Below are 20,267 nucleotides of genomic sequence, written 5' to 3' on the forward strand. Positions count from 1 at the left end.
TTTCTGATCATAATAGAGCATAGCCATGTTCTAGAGGACAGGCATTGTGTAGCAGGGCAGCTCACTTCTGCCATCTGCATTTCAAGGAGGAAGAGAATTGGACTTTATATCATCTATTATTATGGGCATCATCGAGGGTTTGACTGAGTTTTTGCCCGTGTCCTCAACAGGACACATGATTCTGACCGCCCACCTGCTGGGTTTATCGGAGGACAACGAGTCAGTCAAAACGTTTGAGGTGGTTGTTCAACTCGGAGCTGTACTTGCAGTCGTGGTGTTGTACTGGAACAAGTTTATCGACATGTTCCGCTTCACTGGGGGAAAACGTAGTTATTCCCGCCGTCTAAACCTTGGACACATTTTTCTCGCTATGGTTCCTGCTGTAGTCATTGGACTTGTCTTCCGGGATTGGATCAAAGCACATTTATTCGGCCCTGAGACGGTACTGTACAGCCTTGTCATTGGGGGCGTTCTGATGATTGTAGCTGAACGCTGGAGCCACCGTAGTGAGCGCATCACTACCCATGATGTAGACGATATTTCGTATAAACAAGCTTTTGTAGTCGGGCTATTTCAGATTTTGGCGCTGTGGCCTGGTTTCTCCCGTTCCGGCTCCACGATCTCTGGTGGCCTATTCGCAGGGATTAGCCGCGTAGCTGCTGCCGAATTTACGTTCCTGGTATCCGTGCCAATCATGATTGGTGCTACAGGGTATGATTTATACAAAAGTATCGATCACTTGAACGGCAGTGACTTCCCGATCTTCGCTATCGGTTTTATCGCAGCCTTCATCGTTGCGATGCTTGCCATCAAAACATTCCTGTCCATTCTGAAACGTCTCAGTCTTACGGTGTTTGCGGTCTACCGCTTCGTTCTAGCAGCCGTATTCTTTATCATTCTCATGTAAAGTCAAATATCGTAGCGCAATATAAATGGCGGTCTCACGTTCCTCTGGAACGGAGCCGCCATTTTATTTATGTGTTACATGTGCTCTGTGCTAAATCCAATAAATCGAGTCCTATGTATAGATGACATAGAGGCTTTTTTTACTTTGGGTAAACCTATATATCTAGTACCACTGCTTCACTTGAATTTCTCTTAATTTCTTCCGATATCTCATCTGCTCAATCAAATTATATCTATTCTGCTTCTGCTCCTCCAGCCGCCTTCTCACTCCTCGCATCAATAATTGATATCTTAGTTCATCATTACGACTCAGTTGATGCATTTCTTGAAAAATAGCTTTGCTCATAGTAATCTCTGTTCACTCCAGTATTAAATTTACTACATGAGTTGAACCTGTGTTCAGCTTATGTCGCATTAACATTGTACTGCTAGGGTCTAAACAAATTCTGAACACCAATAGAAAGTTATGAATTGGAGTAGGACATTAAAAAAACACCTTCAAATCATGGGTATGATTGAAGGTGTCTATGTTGGCTTAGATTCGTTTAGAACCAAACGCTACGTTTTAGTTAAACTTTGGATTCCAACGTAGTCAGATATTCCGAGATTTGAGCAGGCGTCTTTGCCCATTTGCTGTGCAGATGCGCGATTTTCTTGCCATTTTGGAAAACAAGCAAGCTTGGAATCCCACGTACACCATTTTCCTCAGCTAACGGCTGTAATTCTTCCGCATCCATAGCATAGAACGTTTTGTCGGCATGCTGGTCAATTACATCTCCGATAAAGCGATCCAGGTTTTTGCAGTCTACGCACCACGTCGTATCGAATTTAATAACCGTCAGGCCGTCGGAGTTAATGGTGTCACGATATTGTTGTTCACTTTGAATTCTTTCCATAGGTGTCCTCTCCCTTGTCTATTTATGTTCAGCCACAACAGTATTATGCGCAGTTGAACCGGATAGTACATTTTTTAACTTTATTTCATTGTACCTTGATTGGTTACATTTGAAAATAGGACTTCTCGTCTCAGCGGTGCTGCTTATACAGGTTAGCCGGATTCGACTCCTTAATTTGTTGGATCTCTGCCGTTGTGAGTGGTGCTGATGCTGAAGCAGCGATATTATGCAGCAATTGTTCTCTAGAACTTGCTCCGGGTACAACTGCAGCTACGGCTGGATGAGACAGGGCATAACGAATTGCCGTTTGGGTCAAGCTGCGTCCATCTGTCACGTAACGTCCCAGCGTTTCCCGAATGCTGTGAAGCTCAGCCGGCGTATAGTCCAGATAGCCTTTATCAACTTTAGCTGTGCCAGAATCAACAAGCACGCCACTTGCCACTGGTCCACGGGCGATTACACTGATCCCCTTATGCTCCAATAACGGCAATACCTCTTCTTCCGCTCGGCGATCCACTAGGCTGTATTGATTCATGACACTTACGATCTGAGCTCTTCTCACATATTCCCGTATGACATTAGGTCGAATTGACGAAATGCCATAATAGCGAATGAGCCCCTCCTGCTTAAGTTCTTCAAAAGCCTCAATCGTCTCTTCCATTGGATCTTCAATGGTACCGCCATGCAATTGATACAGATCAATGTAGTCGGTCTGGAGACGTTTCAGACTGTCATGTACCGCTTGTTTGATATATGCCTTGGATGGATCCCATGCCCAACCTTCTTGACCCGGAATTCTGCGATTTCCCACCTTGGTAGCTACAATCACCTGATCCCGGCGTCCCTTGATGGCTTGTCCTACGATCTCTTCATTGCGGCCTGCATCATACAGATCCGCTGTATCCAGCAAATTCACACCAAGATCCAGCGCTTCATGAATCAGGGCTACAGCAGGCTCCACATCAGTTCCAAGTGACATACATCCTAGACCAATCTCTCCCACCATCAGTTCGGATGAACCTAGACGATTTTTTTTCATATGTGCACCACCTCTCAACATTTCTGCAAGTATCCATTGTATCATTCTTCATTGCAAAAATCGCATCCTGCCCTTTGAAAAGTAACCATCTATATGTCGAGCTAAAGAATATTCACACTTGCCACTCCGATGACAGAATAACCTTTGATCCCTGTTATCGTGTAAATGTTTAGTTCAACATCTAGCTCAGCAACTAACGTCGAACAGAAAGTAAAGTGAACAGACAAAAACCCGGACTAAGAAGCTCCGGGCTTGACATTGCATGTTAATTTGCTGGATCTATTTAATATCGATACGTTGTGGTCTTTTGCCAGTAGACGAGCTTGAGCCTTTCATCATGCCTGAGACTGTCGAAAATAACTTATCCCTTGCCTGCTTGTTCCTCATCAGATACGTTACGCCTGCACCAATAGCTGTCATGATAATTCCTTTACGTTTAGACATGTGTTCTTCCTCCTTTTAGGATAAATGTACATCGTGTCTTGTTTGAAATTTACCCGTTGTGCCGAATTCGAAACGTCCAGAATAAGCCATTGATTAAATAAAAAAAATACGTTGAATCTCTCTCCTGTGTCACTTAAGACATAAATTATGCAAGTAGTTATATAGGCTAATCGAATGGGTATGATCCATAGCTTGTCCTGATCTAAAACCCAGCTAAAGTGTTATTTTATGAAATGAAGTTAATTCGATAAATGCACAAAAAAGACCCCCACATATGAATGCAGGGGTCGTTTTGGACGTCAATCTGATGGTGTAGCCACATGAGTCATTTCTTCATGCTTATACGTTGAACCATCGGCTGTCAGGTAAAAGTGTCCGATCGGATGAAGATCCTCATCCAATTCGTAGACAAGCGGAATACCCGTTGGAATATTAAGTGCCATGACATCCGCCTCAGACATCTGATCTAAGTGCATAACCAATGAACGGAGCGTATTGCCATGAGCCGAGATAAGCACTCGTTTACCAGCCGATACAACCGGTTTGATCTCGTTGTCCCAATAATCCAGAACCCGCTTCGAGGTATCCAGCAAATTCTCCGTGCGAGGAATCGTACAGCCCAATCGGGCATACTTGTCCTGATCTTGTACGTACCGTTCATCCGTCTCATCTAGAGCCGGGGGCGACACGCTAATGGAGCGTCTCCACTCCATCACTTGATCTTCCCCGTACTTGACTGCGGTCTGTTGTTTATTCAACCCTTGCAGAGCGCCATAGTGGCGTTCGTTCAGTTTCCATGTCTTCGTAATAGGAATCCACATGCGATCCATCTCATCTAATGCGATATCCAATGTTCGTATGGAACGTTTCAGTACAGAGGCATAAGCATAGTCAAAATCAAACCCCTGCTCCTTCAAGATCTTACCCGCCTTACGAGCTTCTCCGTACCCGTCTGTTGTCAGATCAACGTCCGTCCAGCCCGTAAAGCGATTCTCTACATTCCACATACTCTGTCCATGGCGAATCAATACAACTCTATACATGACCGTGAACCTCCTTCCATGGAACCTTTACCCGCAAGTGCTATAGGATATTCTTTATCCTTCAATGAACATTGTTTATGACATTAATAGTATGGTGCCATCATCAGGTAGACTACAACACCCGTAGAGCTGACATACAGCCAGATCGGCATGGTCCAACGAGCAATTTTACGGTGCTTCTTCAATTGATTCGTCCAGCCCCATACCAGGGTGAATAGAGCCAATGGCACGATCAACGCTGCCAGAATACTGTGCGTAATCAGGATGAAGAAATAAATGGAACGAATGATGCCTTCTCCGCCATATTTTGAAGTTTCCGGGGAAAGGTAGTGGAATGACAAATACGTTACAAGGAATAACATGGTCGTCGAAAATGCAGCAATAATAAACCGTTTGTGTAATTTCACATTTCGCTTGATAATGGCAATTAGTGCCGCTAACAAGAAGATGAAGGTGAAGCTGTTGAATACAGCATTAAAACGCGGCAGTATGGTAATATCAAAGTCGACACTTCCCTTATAGCCGATCGATGGCGCGAAGAACAACAATAAAATAATGACATTGGCGAGAATGGAAATGGTGATGATAATACCTGCAAAATTTTTATTACTGGTCGGGGTAATTTGGTTCGATTGATTGCTCGGGTCCCCTTTGGCCTGTTTGCCCAATGTAAAATCCTCCTCATATCCTAACTTCTATGTTCTATGTCATTATATCTCGGCATTTGTCGGCTGTTAAGTGACAACACTCTGAACAAAAATGTCCACCACATGATGTTATGGTGCCCCATGCCGTAGATTCTAATGAATGCAGGGTGCTGCTTGTTTACCGTAGACTGTAATCCTGTTATAATTAATGTTATTAATCACATACGCGTTTAACAAGGAGGAGCCTGTCACCAAGGCCCCTTCTTGTCTTCTAATGGCATGTCAGGGTGCGGTTATCACTGCCCTAACATGCCATTTTTTTGTTTATACGCTGGTATGAAGCCGCCTTGGTGAGGCAACCTATAAATGCTATTGTCGGAGAGGAGTACATGTATGGAATTTATTTTATCTCTTGCTTTGATTCTAATTTTCACCAAACTCGCGGGTCACATATCCGTAAGGCTAGGTCAACCATCGGTGCTCGGGAAATTAATCGTCGGTGTTATCCTTGGACCTGCTCTGCTGAACTGGGTACCCAAATCCGATTTCATCCACTATATGGCCGAGATCGGAGTACTATTATTGATGTTCATCGCAGGCTTGGAGACGGATCTAGATCAATTGAAGAAAAATTGGAAGTCGGCATTTGCAGTTGCTGTAGGTGGAGTAATCCTTCCTTTTATCGGTGGTTATGGAGCGGCTGTTGGTTTTGGCATGTCCCAGACCCATGCTCTGTTCTTCGGACTTCTGTTCTGTGCTACCTCGGTGAGTATTTCGGTGCAAACGTTGAAGGACATGAATCAGCTCAGTTCACGTGAAGGAACGACGATTCTGGGAGCAGCTGTTGTAGATGATGTACTGGTTGTTGTGTTATTGGCTGTCATGATGAGCTTGCTTGGAACAGGTGCGGGGGACATTTCAATTGGTCTACTTATTGGTAAGAAGTTATTGTTCTTCGTAATGATCATCGCTGCCGGATGGTTCCTGGTTCCACGAATTATGAAGTGGATGGAACCGCTCAAGGTAACCGAAACCGTCATTACAGCAGGGCTAATCATCTGTTTCGGATTCTCCTACTTTGCAGAATGGATGGGCGTTGCTGGTATCATCGGTGCATTCGCTGCTGGAATCGCTATTTCCCAAACAAGCTTCAAGCATGAAGTGGAGACCAAGCTAGAACCGATTGCTTACGGTATTTTTGTTCCTGTATTCTTCGTGAGTATTGGGCTGAATGTACAATTTGACGGAGTTGGCTCCCAAATTGGGTTTATTGTCGTAATCAGTTTGATCGCCATTGTAACGAAGCTGCTCGGCGGTGGAGCTGGTGCTCTGCTCACTGGGTTTGATCGCAAGTCGTCCCTAGCTATAGGTTCAGGTATGATATCTCGGGGAGAAGTTGCACTTATTATTGCTTCAACAGGGCTTGCTTCTGGGCTGCTGGATTCCAAGTATTTCACCAGTGTTGTAATTATGGTTATTATTACGACCTTGGTGACGCCACCACTGCTCAAAATCACGTTTAGTCGCAAAAAGGGCGAACGCCGGATTGAACAGGAGATTCAAGATCCCAATATTTCTGGATAAACGATTGAGTCTTGATCGGGGCACCACATACGCTGGGAACAGCAAGGTTGCTTAAGTTTACATTTTAATTAATTTAAGCTGTCATTTATTAATAACAATTAAAAAACACGCTCTCCTTAATTACAAGTTAAGGTTTGAGCGTGTTTTTTATTTTCAATTTTATAAAAAACTTTATCAAAGAAATACATCATTATTTAGAATAATTTATCAAGGTTTCGCCTATAACGTTTAACTGTTCTTTGAAATTTCTCTAGCGTCTGAAGAACTTCTTGTTCATGAGCAAACTTATGAATATATGACCAGTCAATGCTATCGTATAAAGCTCCCATCAACCTAAGTGCCCATTCTTTGGAACCCGTATCATTAGTAGAAACATGAGAATTGATTCGATCTAATATAAGATCTTCAACACCTAGAATATAGACAGGATAGTTTTCCCATACTTCATGAACTGTTATTTTTTCTGGACTACCAGCTAAATTTCCTGAAGGAAATTCTACGAGAACATCAAGATCATTATTGTAATAATCTTTACCAAATTTATTAAATTTCAATTCTAACATGTATGGTTGTACATCAACATACGACAACAAAATTAAATCAGTGTCATTTGTGGCATACAGCCCTTGAGAATAGATAGCTACAGCTGATCCACCTACTATTACGGGAACGGTACCATGCTCTTCTTCAATCATTTTTGTTAGAATAGCTACTATCTTTAATCTACGTTCAAACAGATCATGAGTTGCTTTTGTAGCCTCATACAGATATTCTAAATTTCTCAACTTGATCACCTACTCTTATGAGCTTGCCGTCTCTCATAAGCTTTGACTTTCCCAGTCTATTCGAGATTATTTTAATATCGGTCATTATAAGCATTTCACGTTGTTGTCTATCTCTTGGTTTGGTATCAGGTTGCTTCTCCATAAACGTACCGGACATAAAGAACCTAGAAGAACTTTCTGTACCCTTTAGTACATCCGATAATTTCCTCATATGAAGCCCCCTTAAATTCCCCACTTTTATATGGTAGTTTATACTGATAATCTTTTGCTTTTTTGAAAGTACCCAAAAGTCCTTCTACATATACTTATGTTTATATGTTTATTATAAACCAAATACATATTCATTATAATGGGTTTGCTTTAGTTTTCAGTTTATTGATCAATTGTATTTAAAAAAACAAAAAAAGACCCCTTCGCACACAAAAGGTCTTTAGCTTAGCTTGCCCATCGTGCCGACAGGCTGTCCGATTTTAAGTCAACACACCAACATAGAATCCAATCGATATGAACACGACGCACCACAGAAATGCACCGATGCCGGAGAAGAGGATATATCTCCCCATAGCCATACGACTGATTCCTGAGAAGCAGCACATCAGGTGACGAATCCCGGGAATGAAGTAGCCTAGAATGATCGACCAGTACCCATACTTCATAAACCAGGATTCTACCCTTCCCAGCCGTTTGGCGTTTACCCCCACCCATTTACCGTATTTCACGACTAGCGGCCTTCCGGCCTTCTTACCAATCATATAACTGAGTAGTCCACCGGTGAACGCACCACCAAAACTGACAACAATACTTACTGAATAATTCAAAACCGAGATCGAGGCAAGATAACCGACAAATGTCATCATCACCTCGTCCGGAATAGGCATACCGATTACACCCAGAGCCAGTAGTCCATAGATTGCGAAATAGCCGTACTGACCAATAAATTCTTTTGCAAATTCCATCACTGACTCGCTCCTTATTTCGGCTCCACGATATCCTTCTCTTGAGGGTCAACACCTGTTTGAGAGAAGGGAATCGAATTTGGCTAACCATTAGACCAGATAACACTACGATGACGAGATAGGCTACACCAAGAGTAAAATAAGGACTCCATAGAGCGAAAAAGGACATCAGACCGCCCGCAAATGTGATCGGCATACCGACAAAACCATGACTCGCTGTCTTCTGGCAGTTGTAGCGTGCCAGTCGGAGAGCACCACAGATCGGAAACAGAGCTGTAAGTGCCATCCCCAAAATACTTCCTCCGTTCATAACATTCAGATACAGAATCAATATTGGAGCTGTACCGAATGAGATCACATCAGCAAGGGAGTCCAGTGCTTTACCAAATTCCCCTTCACAGTGCAATTTACGAGCAGCATAACCATCAAACAAATCAAAGAACATCGCAACCCAAATCAGCGTTACAGCAAGTGCAAACTCCCCATGAATTGCCATAATGACTGCCAGCATACCCGAAGTTAAATTACCCAAGGTTAAAATAGATGGCAAAGATTTCATAAGACTTAACTCCCTTTCTAACTAAGCATTAGGAAAAATAATGTAAAAGCGGACTCCGTCTGGTGTGTTTTCAACACCATAACGACATCCATGTAGATCTAGAATCTGCTTCGCAATGGCCAGGCCCAGCCCGGTTCCCCCCATTTTGCGATTACGCGAACGTTCTACCCGGTAGAATCGTTCCCATATATTCTGACGTTCAGGTTCCGATATCCCTTCACCTTTGTTCTCAATGGAGATCCGAACCTGCCCTTCCAATCGGCTGATCTCAATCAAGATATCTGATTGCGGTACAGCATGGCGGATCGCGTTCATCAGCATATTGTAGATCACTTGCTCCAGCTTACTTCGATCTCCCTCAACCGTCTGCTCTGTTGTAGAGACCAACACGACATGTAATTCTTTTCCCTTCAATTGTGGACTTAGACGTCCAGCAATATCTTCTATCATATCTCCGAGAGCTACTGCATCGGTATTCAACTTAATAGCTTGCGATTCTAGCCGAACAAGATCCAACATCTCTTCAACCATCGTTTCCATTTTTACAGCTTCGTCTGCAATAATCTCGATGTATCGTTCACGTTTGTTCTCACTTACACCATCTCTCAGCCCTTCAGAATATCCTTTAATAATACTGATTGGCGTTTTGAGTTCATGGGAAGCATCTGCGAAAAATTCACGCTGTCGCTTCTCAATTCGCTGCTTCATCTCCATATCTGTGCGCATCTGACTGTTCGCCTGCCTTAGTTCCTCCAGCGTCTGTCCAAGTGTCGTTGATAGAGCATTCAGACTTTCAGACAAACTACCGATCTCATCATTACGCCGAATGGGTGATTTTACAGTGAAGTCTAACGTTGACATCTTCTTCGCAACATGATTCAGTGCCAATAAAGGCTTCGTAACAATACGCGACAGTAGCAGCGCCAGGAACAGGATGAGTACAAATGCAGCAATTCCGAAATACCCATAGAATAACCTTGTCGCTTCATTGGCTTCACGCATCTCCTGCAGAGATGTCAGCGAGAAAATGAGCTGCTGTTCCCCTGATTCAGCATTACGAACCGGAGCTATGGCGATTACATTTCGTACTCCACTCCAGCTATCCGTCCATTCCTGATTTAACATCTTCCCATTCTTCAGACTAAGCTGATTCTCTGATGATAGGGGGAAGAAACTATCCAATGCTTGCACAAGCAAACCTTGTCGCTGACTCCATGTCCCCAGGTTGGGAAGAACGACCTTCGTCAATATGCCAGACCACTCCTGCACAGGTTCATTCAATTCTTCGAAGCTCCCTGTACCCCATACCGAAGTGTTGTTGTCTTTGATCTTGAAAGGATAGATCATCGGTTCATGCAATCCATTAGCTGATCCCGTTACGGTTAATTGCTGTCCATACTTCAGGTGGGAAGCAATCCAGCCCGCATTTTCACTGTTGATAAAAAGGGACAGCGACACCTCGACCTCAGAACCATCCTCTTGCAGCAACGTAATGTGAAATGGGTCATTTACTAACTTGCCAGTGTTGGTCAGGATGACCAGATGAGACTGGTTCTGACGCATGAATTTGCCGGTTTCCTTCGCCAGTTGTATATCATTCCAATGCCCTGTGGAATACTGTTGTTCAAATCTCGACAATTTTTTCTTAATGCTGGTAATCTTCTGGTGTTGGTAGAAATCCGGGAACCATACGAGCTGAGCAATCACCGTGGTTCCGTACAGTAGGAGCAAGAACCCCGCCATCACCAGAAACAGCTTCATCGTTACACCCGTACGTCTCATGCCTCAGCCTCAAATCGATAGCCGGTACCAATTACCGTTCGGATACATTTGGCTTCTTCACCAAGCTTGCTACGAAGTTTCTTAATATGTGTATCAACCACCCGTGAATCCCCATCAAAATCATAGCCCCATACACGGTTTAGTATTGCATCACGGGATAACACAAGCCCCTGATTTCGAGTTAGGTAGAGTAATAGTTCATATTCTTTCGGTGCCAATTCAATCTCTACCCCGTTTCGCTCAAGCCTTCTCCCCCAAGGATCCAATGTTACGTGTCCAAAGCGAATGACGCTCTGATCTTTACTAACGGCACCTTCGACCCTTTTCATTAATGTCTCTGCACGAGCCACAAGTACACGAGGACTGAACGGTTTGGTTACATAATCATCCACGCCCAGCTGGAAACCGTGAATCTTGTCATCATCCTCCGATCGCGCAGTCAGCATGATAATAGGTACGGTCGATTGAGATCGAATATGACCACAAAGTGTCCATCCATCCATCTCCGGCATCAGCACATCTAGAATAACCAAATCCACTTCATGCTGTTCTAACTGTTCAAGTGCCTCGAATCCGTGCTCGGCTTCTAGGACATTCCATTGTTCTTTTATAAAATAATCGGCCACAATCTCACGAATGCGGCTTTCGTCTTCCACCAGAAGCACTGTTCTGACCATGGCCGACTCTCCTTTTTAATTTCTGATAATAACATAACGATTCGGTGTGTCGTTCATGTGTCCAACTTCCTCTTAAAGGCTGTTTGTGCCATGATATATACGCCTAACCCATACCAAATGTTACTATTTTTAAAAAATAACACAAAAAGGTGGCCATCAATGAGCCTTTCACCGCTCATTGACAACCACCATGAAATTTAAAGACTTATCGTCTCTGGCATGAATCGCACCTGTCGCGAATTAACGTTGATGCTCCAGGCGGTGTGCCGCATGCAGTGTCGGGCCAACAAAACGATTCAGTGGGAATCCACCCGCAATCGCTTTGGTAATAAAGGCTTTCCCTTCACGAACAGCCTCTTTCACGGTCAGACCGCGCGCCAAACCTGCGGTAATCGCTGCAGAGGTTGTGCATCCTGCCCCATGCGTGTAACCAGAGCCAACAACATCAGCTTCATACCATTCATAGTTTTTACCGTCATAGAGAAGATCCATCGCTTTACCCGGATTGATTACACCACGATCTTTGATCAGGACATGTTTCGCCCCTTGGTCATGAATAATGGATGCAGCAGCTTCCATCTGTTCCTTCGAACGAATTGGGCCACTTTTCGCGAGTTGTGAAGCTTCAAACAGATTCGGAGTAACGAGATCTGCGCCTGGCAGCAAAAACTCAATCATCGCTTCTGTATTTTCAGGCTGCAGCACTTCATCCGTTCCTTTGCAGACCATTACCGGGTCGATAACAATCTGTGGAAGCCCGCTACGACGAATATGTTTCGCCACAAGCTCAATAATGTCTACAGAACCCAGCATGCCCGTCTTCATGGCATCAAATCCGATACCGTCTAGAACCGTACGAAGTTGTGCTTCCACTACATTTAATTCAACAGGAAATACCTGGTGATCCCACGTTTCAGGCTCCATTGCCACTACAGTGGTCAATACGGTCATCCCGTACACACCTAGCTCCTGAAAAGTTTTCAAATCGGCTTGAATTCCTGCACCGCCGCTTGTGTCTGAACCAGCTATCGTCAAAGTTTTTGGAATCGTCATGGTAGTTGCATTCTCCTTCATGTCTCAGTTGACATTATCCTATCCCTTGTACGAGCGGATGTCAATGGCATCTGAAGCCATACCGGGTATGCTTTTGAGCAGGATTTCAGCTCACGTCTTTTGTCTCTAGACGAAGCAATGACAACGATGCAATCCATATACCAATTGCCCCAAGGTTATAGGGATAATAATAATGGAGTTCACTGTCATGGAAGGCCCACCACCTCCTGAACAGACAATAAACACTAGGATAATTGAAGCGACCAGCGTGGCTGTAACCGACTTCTTACGCATCCCGAAGTATAATGGAATAAGCGCCATAGCCGCTGCGGACAGCGAACTAATACTGTACTTCAATAACAATCTCCATGCTTCATTCACAGTTAATACATCTGCGATAAAAGGATAGTAGTGATTCACTGTCAGTAGGATTGCACCCATCAATAGATTGGTGAACATGATCATACAGAAGGTAAATCCGAATATGATAATCAATTTGGCAGCGATAATTTTATGGCGTTTGATCGGATAGGTGAACATCACATTCATTGTTTTATTTCGATACTCTTGGATAATGAACTTCGCTAACAGCGCCCCGGCAAATACGATAAAGGTCGCTCGCGCGCATACATCAATGAGCATAAAGGATACGGAATAATTCGAGTAAGCATAATCCTCCGCCCCCCGGTCGAGTACACCAATCATGACTAGGAATCCCAGAATAACAATGTTGGCAACGCCCGCTGCAATCAGATTTCTAGAAAAATGGTGTTTCCGCATCTCCAGTTCTATGAGCTTAAGCAACGTCCCCATCTCCCTTCACGAGATTCAGGAAGTGTTCTTCTAATGAATGTGATCGTTTGAAGATGGATTCAATCTGTACGCCATGCTCGATTAGCTGGCTGGTTAACTGCGAAGGAACAAGACCTGTATCATAGATCCGTACTGTCTGCTCATCTACCAGCTTGAAGTTTTGGAGCCCAAGCTGATGTTCAATGACATACGTTGCTTTGCGAATATCCACAGCCTGTAACTCCACATACTCGCTGTGTCGGCCTCGGATACTCTCCATCGATACTTCCTCCACTAGCCTTCCTCCGCGAATGACGCCTACCGTATCGGCAATCTGCTCAATCTCCCCAAGAATATGGCTTGAGATCAATAAGGTAATTCGATATTCCGTACTGAGACGTTTGAATAGATCTCGCATCTCCTTAATCCCTACAGGATCAAGCCCATTGATCGGTTCATCCAGAATGAGCAGTTCAGGGGTTGTAATGAGTGCCCTGGCAATACCGAGTCTTTGCTTCATCCCAAGTGAGAAGTCACGGACTGGTTTTTTTCCGGTATCCTTAAGTCCCACCTTTTCTATCATCTCGTTGATCACTTTCTTGTTGTGGAAGCCCATATATTCACAATGCAGCTCCAAGTTATCCCTAGCCGACAATTTATCGTAGAAAAAGGGGTATTCGATAATACTTCCCATCCGTTTCAACACTTCGTAGGAGGTGGGCGTTAACTTTTCTCCAAACAATTCGATCTCGCCAAAGGTTGGCTTCACCAGGTTCGTCAGCATTTTCATGATCGTCGTTTTGCCCGCACCGTTCGGCCCTAAGAAACCGTATATTTCCCCTTGCTTAATATTCATGTTAACGTCGGACACCACTTCTATTCCCTCATATGTCTTGGACACACCTATCGTACGTGCAATATAAGTCATATCTCTTGTTCTCCTTTACGATCCCTTTTGTGGTGTTCAAGAACTGAACAATCACTACCGGGTTCTGATATCTGTATTGTAAAGAGAAATGTCTTCTTTTCTATTAATCATTTCTTACAAAAACCTTAATCCTGGTTTATTTTAGAAATTTTTCTTCTAACAAGGATTTAAAGAGATTGAAAATACCGTTCGGTGGTTAGGAATACTCCGTAATTCAATGTTGCCTCCCATGCGTTCAACCAGCCTTTTGGTAATGGTGAGACCTAGACCGCTCCCCTGATACTGTCGATTGCGAGAGTCCTCCAGCGTATACATTCGCTCAAACACGCGGCTGTGCTCACTTTCGGGAATGCCTTTGCCTTGATCCCATACTTCCAGCAGTACACCATCTTTCTCATTATGCCGAAGGGAAAGTCCTAACATTTTGCCGTCTGCGCCGTACTTCATGGCATTGGTTATGAGATTGTTCAGCACACGGTCGAGTGCCTCCTCATTCGCTTGCACGAAGATATTCCCTTCAGGGATGTCCAGTTTTACTTCCAAACCAAGTCCAGTTAACATCTCATAAAAAGAAATCATCTTCAGTCGACATAGCTCACTTAGATTGACCCGCGTCATGGGCAGCTCCATATCACCAGACTCCAGCTTCGCCAGATCGAAGAAGGAGTGGATCAAACGCAGCACCTCTTGGGCTTTATCATGGATTTTGCCGATCATGGCCTCTCGCTCTTGCTGCGTCAATGTTGGGCTATGTAGTAGTGTCTCACTATATCCAAGTACAACGGTTAGCGGTGTTTTCAGATCATGTGAGATGTTGGACAGCATATTACGCATCTCTTTCTCCTGATTAGCATAACGCGCCCCAGTTAGGTGGGCGTAATCTAGAACTTGATTTATATCACGGAGAAGCTGCTGAATTGGAGCATCGTTGCTGAACACCAACAGGCGCTCGTATGTCCCCTGATCCAATATATGCTCCAGTTTAAGATGAATATAGTTCAATTGCTGACTACGCCCGGCCAATTTGATAGCTAAGATCGCGACAACAATTGCTAATCCTCCCGTAGAAATGCCCAAAAGGACGAGCATCATGTCTGATCCACCTCCAGCTTATATCCAATTCCCCACAACGTCTTAATGTATTGAGGCGCTGAAGGATCCAGTTCAATCTTCTCGCGTAGACGGCGCATATGTACGTTAATAATGTTCTCGTCCCCATAGTACTGATCATTCCATACCGCAGCATAGATCTGAGCCTTCGTGAACACTTTGCCAGGATGGGTCACTAACAATTTCAAAATACCAAATTCTTTAGAGGTCAATCGAATTGCAGCGCCCTCTCGTTCCACCTCATAGGTGTCCATGTTCATTACCAACCCTCCGAACTCCAGACGTTCATGCTGCACGGGTGCGTTGGTGGTTTCTGCAGGTTGTACTGTATAGTTGGCACGCCTGATTGCTGCTTTGATGCGAGCAGTCAGTTCAATTAGTGAGAAGGGTTTACTTAAATAATCATCTGCGCCAAATCCTAGCCCTAGCGCCTTGTCTACCTCTCCATCCTTGGCCGATAAAATGAGTACGGGCACCAAGCTGACCGAGCGGATCGTCTGTAACACTTCCATGCCATTTTTGCGAGGCAACATCAGGTCTAGAATAACGAGATCGTATGCTTGCGTAGCCTGTTTGAACTGCTCTTCAGCTTCATAACCATCATAGGCATATGAAACGTCATAGCCCTCCTTTTCCAAATATGGCCCTACCATCTCACTAATTGAGCGATCATCTTCAACAAGCAACAATCGGTGACTTGACACAGCATTCCCCTCCAACATGTTCATTTATCTTTATTACCTCACATTTTGTTTCAATTGGCAATGAAAGGATACCTAGGGCTGACACCTCCCCATCACTGCTCAAACATCAAAAAAACCGGCAGAATACCTCTTGATCCAGCATTACATCGCAACTACTGCTGTACCTCAAGGGCTTCCTACCGGTATATGGGATGAATTAATGATTATTTCTGACCTGATCTTAGGAATACATGTTATCTAGAATCTAATCTAAACGTGCTCGTTTCTGAACCAGCATAGACCAATCGTGCCCGCGCCTGCATGAATACCGACTACAGGGATAAAAGGCATAATCTCAGTCTTAAGCCGTGGTAACAATTCGGAAATCTGCTGTTTGATCGTCACCGCTTCATCTGGATTGTTGGCATGCATGATGCATACATGCTTCACTTTCTCCATATCCACCTTCAGCACATCCAGCATACGCTGCTTCGCACGTCTGAATGTACGAATCTTCTCGTTCACCACGACTTTGCCTTCCTCAAATCGCAGCAGCAGATGAATCTTCAACAGTTGACTCAACACAAGCTGCGTTCCGGATACTCGCCCACTACGATGAAGATTCTGAAGGCTGGCCGGAATGAGGTAAAAGGACATATTCTCAATCATTTGTTCAATGTTAGCTTTGATCTCAGCTGCACTAGCGCCTTGTTTCTGCCATTCCAGACCTTGCAGGATCATCTCCCGATGAGGATATGCACCTGCCATTGAATCAATTGCAGTCACCTTCACACCTGCTATTTCCGCGGCCTGCATCGATGTGTGTAATGTACCACTAAGCGCAGTGGAACAATGAATGGTTATGATCTCATCGTATTGATCCTTCAATGACTCATACAATTCAATGAACTCGCCGATTGGCGGCTGTGAGCTGCTCGCTTTGGATGCTGTCTCCAGCTTTTCATAGAATAGTTCCGGTGATATATCTTCTGATTCCCGATAACATTCCTCTCCAAATACAACACGCAGCGGTACAATATAAACATGATTTTGCTCAGCGAAAACAGGATCCAGTGTACTCGTACTATCGGTGACCCATGCAATTTTCTTCATGACATCCTTCTCTCTTGCCGGATTGGTCGTTCTGTATCTCCATTGGTCAGGCACATGCCCGGCTTAATATTTTAATTTTAAATAGTTTAAGTTGTAAACGTTTATGACATTACTTTCTTAATTATAAAGGAACAGACAGCCTGTTGTCTTGTGACGCACTCTTGAACAGGGGCATAAATGCCGAATTGTGGCAAAAAAATGTCTTCCCTGTGAAGGGATTAATTGGTATTTGAAAGGATGGAGTCTTTGGTGATCTACCCATTTTGCAATAGATAGCCAAGGAGGCTGTTCAAATGCCGTTACAGACAAGGAGGACATGACGTATGGTAGTAACGGAGGTGAGCCTCATGCTTGTCAATAAACATATTCTTGCTTCATCCAGCGTTCATGCTACCCCTATTATGTTGTGCGTGGAGTGAACCCTGGCCCGGTAATGCTGATTACCTCAGGAGTTCACGGCAATGAAACAGCCAGTATGGCTGCTGCACAGCAGTTCGTGGATGATTGTATTGCAGGTCGCCGCATCATTCAGCGCGGGCTTCTCATCATCATTCCACGGGTGCACCAACAGGCATATCGGAAGAAGATCCGAGGCAAACCAGATCTGAATCGCACCTTTCCACGCCGAATTTCAGGTAAAGCCAGGCACCCTCTAGCTTCAGCAGTCTTTCATCTCGCCCGTCAATATCAACCCGATTGGTGGTTAGATCTGCACGAAGCCAATGGGTTATCCCAGCTCAGTTCCCGTGTTCTTGGACAAACGCTGATCACTAATCCAGGCAGTCGTGCCGTTCCGGTATGCAAACGCATTATTAAACAAATGAATCGCTCTATCGCGATCCAGAACAGACACTTTAATCTGAAGCAGCATGAATTGCCAGGATCGGCACGCACAGCTGGTGCAAGGCTTCTGCAGGCGCGCACCGTCACTGTGGAGACATGTTGGAGCTTGAAACGCTCCGTGCGGATCAAGTATCAGCGCGAGATTGTACATCATTTTCTGCGGGAAGCGGGTCTGATGTGAATGAACTCTGCATCGTATTGTAATGCAAACCAATAGAACCTCTTCTCCAGAACGTTGGCAAAGGGGTTCTTTTCGATATTTCTATCTAAATGAAGTGGTATCCATGTCATTCTTCCGGCTTGGGAGAATCGTTCTCTTCCTCCGAGTTATTGCGGAAAGATTCTATATAAGTATGGATTTCGGATTCTGGCGTTAAAAGCAATGAAGCTAGAAGCGTCTGCATGTCCTTTAAGTTATTGATATGCTTTTGAATATCTGCAATTTGATCGCGAACCAGCACTCTCAGTGTCTCACTGTCCATATCCTCTTGGCTGAGTAAGTGTAACGTTTCTTTTATATCTTTCAAGGAGTAACCCAACGCTTGAGCATCCTTAATAAATTTAATTTTGACCACGTAATCCTCTGAATATTTACGGTATCCATTCGATGCACGGATCGGTGCAGGTAGCACCCCGCTATCTTCATAATACCGGAGAGTCGCCATACTGAGTCCAGTACGCTTGGCTAGCTCTCCTCTCGTCATCATGCTCATCTCAACTTCACCGTCCTTTTACACGAGTATACTCTTGCACTGATGCGGTCTCTTGCTTAGTTCTGATACTTTTGAGATGAACCTCTCCTCCATCATCCCTGGGATTACATATAAAATAAACCTTGAAGTATACTTCAAGGTCAAGGTTATTATTTCATTTTTCTTCAATATTAAACACGCAAATCCCACTTACGAAGCTCTGTCAGTGTGCAGATTCCAGAAGAGAATGCCTTAATGCCGGTTGAATTCGGATCAGGATAAATACGCCCCGTCATCACCTGCTCCCCCTGCTGAATGAATACTTCGACCGAGCTGGCATCTACAAAAATCTGAAGTTCCAGTTTCCCGTCACGCAGTTCAACCTCAACAGCCCGTTCACCTCCAGGACCTTTCCCCGCACGTTCTCGGTCAAAACAAAGTCGGCTCTGAGCCACATCATAAGAGATGATGGTTTCCTCATTCTCGCCAGCACGCAATTTCAACCCGAATTGCTGTGCCTGCTCTGCTTCAAATACAGCATGTAATTCATAACGATCCCCGCTAATTGCTAGATCATGCTCTCCATCAAACAAACGAATATCTTTGTACTCCATACCATCTAAACGATATTGTTTAAGCTCAGGCAGCGGTTGGAAGGTCAATCGGTCTCCCTTGCGGATGAGCTCACGTGGTAACGTCATCGCCCCAGCCCACTGATGTGCGTTCTGTGTTGGAATGTCCGTCTCCCATGTCTCCATCCAAGCGATCAATATTCGCCGTCCCTGCGCGTCAACCGTAGTCTGCGGAGCATAAAAATCAAATCCGCAATCAAGCGGATAATAATGTTCGTAGTCCAGTACACCCTGCTCCTCATTCAACGTTCCCATCATGTAAACTGTAGAGTGCAAATTACGATAATTGTCTCCTTGAGCCGGCATCCGTTGCGGGGACATGATTAATACATCTTTGTCTCCCATGGCAAACAGATCAGGACATTCCCAATTATCGCCAAGGGTTCCGTCACTTTGCGCCATCACGTTGACGAAGCTCCATTGCTGTAAGTCTGTTGAACGGTACAGTAGTATAAGTCCATTTCCTGCTGCATCATTTGATCCGAGTACACAGTAATACGTCCCGTTTCGTTCGAATACTTTGGGATCACGGAAATCCTTCTTACTCGTATGTGCCGGAATCAGATCCAGTGGAATGACGGGGTTATGTGTGCTTTTCACAAAATCAATGCCATTGTCAGATTCCGCGATATTTTGCGTTTGATAATAATCATGATCCTTGTTAGGTCCGGTAACTACATGACCGGTGTACATCAGCGCAAGCTTGCCGTCCTTAATGACCGCACTCCCCGAGAAACAGCCATCAATGTCATACGTCTGATCAGGTGCAAGTGCTACAGGTTGATGTTCCCATGTGACCAAGTCGGAGCTCACGGCATGTCCCCAGTGCATCGGTCCCCACACCGGCGCGTAAGGATAGAATTGATAGAACAAATGATACGCTCCATTGAAATAAATGAATCCGTTGGGATCATTCATCCAACCCACCTGAGGCATGAGATGATATGCCAGTCTGTAGGTTGGGTCAACCTCATGTTGATGCTGCTTGATGTAGGTATTCGCCCGTTCCCGTGTATATTTCACTTCTGTTGTTGAATGGTTAAGCTCCTGTATCGTTTCTCGTCCCTGCTCTTTATCCATCTTAAATGTCACTCCTGTCTCTA

The 20,267-nt window shown here is 44.5% G+C and carries 21 protein-coding genes and 1 pseudogene; 3 read left to right on the plus strand and 19 right to left on the minus strand.

The genetic code is table 11. The features are described 5' to 3' along the window. Positions 1–97: 97 nt before the first annotated feature. Positions 98–907 carry an undecaprenyl-diphosphate phosphatase gene (gene bacA, locus DMB88_RS25745; protein ID WP_082560308.1) on the plus strand — a complete coding sequence of 270 codons (810 nt, stop codon included), beginning with the start codon at positions 98–100 and terminating at the stop codon, positions 905–907. Positions 908–1,069: 162 nt separating this feature from the next. Here bacA and DMB88_RS25750 read toward each other — a convergent pair whose 3' ends face one another. The 6 genes from DMB88_RS25750 to DMB88_RS25770 form a co-directional block, all read right to left on the minus strand. Then, the gene (locus DMB88_RS25750; protein ID WP_056693213.1) at positions 1,070–1,252 is read right to left on the minus strand and encodes a hypothetical protein; all 183 of its coding nucleotides are present in this window, start codon (positions 1,250–1,252) and stop codon (positions 1,070–1,072) included. A 223-nt stretch (positions 1,253–1,475) separates the two neighbouring features. Beyond that, a complete protein-coding gene (locus DMB88_RS25755) occupies positions 1,476–1,802 on the minus strand; it encodes a thioredoxin family protein (protein ID WP_128103603.1) in 327 nt (108 codons plus the stop codon). A gap of 130 nt (positions 1,803–1,932) precedes the next feature. Next, positions 1,933–2,841 carry an aldo/keto reductase gene (locus DMB88_RS25760; protein ID WP_128103604.1) on the minus strand — a complete coding sequence of 303 codons (909 nt, stop codon included), beginning with the start codon at positions 2,839–2,841 and terminating at the stop codon, positions 1,933–1,935. 279 nt (positions 2,842–3,120) lie between these two features. Then, a complete protein-coding gene (locus DMB88_RS30375) occupies positions 3,121–3,285 on the minus strand; it encodes a hypothetical protein (protein WP_164848570.1) in 165 nt (54 codons plus the stop codon). A 299-nt stretch (positions 3,286–3,584) separates the two neighbouring features. Further along, positions 3,585–4,328, minus strand: coding sequence for a 2,3-diphosphoglycerate-dependent phosphoglycerate mutase (gene gpmA / locus DMB88_RS25765; protein WP_128103605.1), 744 nt, complete (start codon positions 4,326–4,328; stop codon positions 3,585–3,587). A gap of 83 nt (positions 4,329–4,411) precedes the next feature. Continuing rightward, positions 4,412–4,996, minus strand: coding sequence for a DUF420 domain-containing protein (locus DMB88_RS25770; RefSeq protein WP_128103606.1), 585 nt, complete (start codon positions 4,994–4,996; stop codon positions 4,412–4,414). Between the two features lie 372 nt (positions 4,997–5,368). Here DMB88_RS25770 and DMB88_RS25775 point away from each other — a divergent pair, with 372 nt between their 5' ends. Continuing rightward, on the plus strand, positions 5,369–6,559 hold the full coding sequence (locus DMB88_RS25775; RefSeq protein ID WP_128103607.1) for a cation:proton antiporter: 1,191 nt from the start codon (positions 5,369–5,371) through the stop codon (positions 6,557–6,559). A 194-nt stretch (positions 6,560–6,753) separates the two neighbouring features. Here the strand turns inward: DMB88_RS25775 and DMB88_RS25780 are convergent, their stop codons facing one another. From DMB88_RS25780 to DMB88_RS25830, 11 genes and pseudogenes are all read right to left on the minus strand, one after another. Next, positions 6,754–7,344 carry a DUF6036 family nucleotidyltransferase gene (locus DMB88_RS25780; protein WP_128103608.1) on the minus strand — a complete coding sequence of 197 codons (591 nt, stop codon included), beginning with the start codon at positions 7,342–7,344 and terminating at the stop codon, positions 6,754–6,756. A 470-nt stretch (positions 7,345–7,814) separates the two neighbouring features. Continuing rightward, positions 7,815–8,300 (minus strand): DedA family protein, encoded by a 486-nt coding sequence (locus DMB88_RS25785; protein WP_128103609.1) that lies wholly within the window; start codon positions 8,298–8,300, stop codon positions 7,815–7,817. Positions 8,301–8,379: 79 nt separating this feature from the next. Continuing rightward, positions 8,380–8,859: pseudogene (gene pssA, locus DMB88_RS31565) on the minus strand (CDP-diacylglycerol--serine O-phosphatidyltransferase); the annotation flags it as partial. A 21-nt stretch (positions 8,860–8,880) separates the two neighbouring features. Further along, positions 8,881–10,641, minus strand: coding sequence for a sensor histidine kinase (locus tag DMB88_RS25795; RefSeq protein ID WP_128103611.1), 1,761 nt, complete (start codon positions 10,639–10,641; stop codon positions 8,881–8,883). Further along, positions 10,638–11,318: a response regulator transcription factor gene (locus DMB88_RS25800; protein ID WP_128103612.1), complete on the minus strand. Its 681-nt coding sequence runs from the start codon at positions 11,316–11,318 to the stop codon at positions 10,638–10,640. The genes DMB88_RS25795 and DMB88_RS25800 overlap by 4 nt, the downstream gene beginning before the upstream one ends. Before the next feature lie 240 nt (positions 11,319–11,558). After that, positions 11,559–12,371, minus strand: a complete 813-nt coding sequence (thiD, locus tag DMB88_RS25805; protein WP_128103613.1) for a bifunctional hydroxymethylpyrimidine kinase/phosphomethylpyrimidine kinase — start codon at positions 12,369–12,371, stop codon at positions 11,559–11,561. Positions 12,372–12,497: 126 nt separating this feature from the next. Further along, the gene (locus tag DMB88_RS25810) at positions 12,498–13,175 is read right to left on the minus strand and encodes an ABC transporter permease (protein WP_164848790.1); all 678 of its coding nucleotides are present in this window, start codon (positions 13,173–13,175) and stop codon (positions 12,498–12,500) included. Beyond that, positions 13,168–14,091: an ABC transporter ATP-binding protein gene (locus tag DMB88_RS25815; protein WP_128103615.1), complete on the minus strand. Its 924-nt coding sequence runs from the start codon at positions 14,089–14,091 to the stop codon at positions 13,168–13,170. The genes DMB88_RS25810 and DMB88_RS25815 overlap by 8 nt, the downstream gene beginning before the upstream one ends. 156 nt (positions 14,092–14,247) lie before the next feature. Beyond that, entirely contained in the window at positions 14,248–15,183 is a 936-nt protein-coding gene (locus tag DMB88_RS25820; protein ID WP_128103616.1) for a sensor histidine kinase, read from the minus strand. Then, positions 15,180–15,905 carry a response regulator transcription factor gene (locus DMB88_RS25825; RefSeq protein ID WP_302476278.1) on the minus strand — a complete coding sequence of 242 codons (726 nt, stop codon included), beginning with the start codon at positions 15,903–15,905 and terminating at the stop codon, positions 15,180–15,182. Before DMB88_RS25825 ends, DMB88_RS25820 begins: the two co-directional genes overlap by 4 nt. A 249-nt stretch (positions 15,906–16,154) precedes the next feature. Next, a complete protein-coding gene (locus DMB88_RS25830; protein ID WP_128103618.1) occupies positions 16,155–16,997 on the minus strand; it encodes a DegV family protein in 843 nt (280 codons plus the stop codon). Between the two features lie 415 nt (positions 16,998–17,412). On the opposite strand from DMB88_RS25830, the gene DMB88_RS25835 reads away from it, so the two are divergent. Then, on the plus strand, positions 17,413–18,021 hold the full coding sequence (locus DMB88_RS25835; protein ID WP_254438349.1) for a succinylglutamate desuccinylase/aspartoacylase domain-containing protein: 609 nt from the start codon (positions 17,413–17,415) through the stop codon (positions 18,019–18,021). 106 nt (positions 18,022–18,127) lie between these two features. On the opposite strand, the gene DMB88_RS25840 is transcribed toward DMB88_RS25835, so the two are convergent. Together DMB88_RS25840 and DMB88_RS25845 are read right to left on the minus strand one after the other, a co-directional pair. Then, positions 18,128–18,553, minus strand: a complete 426-nt coding sequence (locus DMB88_RS25840; protein WP_128103619.1) for a MerR family transcriptional regulator — start codon at positions 18,551–18,553, stop codon at positions 18,128–18,130. Positions 18,554–18,723: 170 nt separating this feature from the next. Then, complete coding sequence (locus DMB88_RS25845; RefSeq protein ID WP_128103620.1) at positions 18,724–20,244, minus strand: glycoside hydrolase family 32 protein; 1,521 nt, start codon at positions 20,242–20,244, stop codon at positions 18,724–18,726. Between the last annotated feature and the right edge of the window lie 23 nt (positions 20,245–20,267).

Source organism: Paenibacillus sp. DCT19, from assembly GCF_003268635.1.
Taxonomy (GTDB): domain Bacteria; phylum Bacillota; class Bacilli; order Paenibacillales; family Paenibacillaceae; genus Paenibacillus.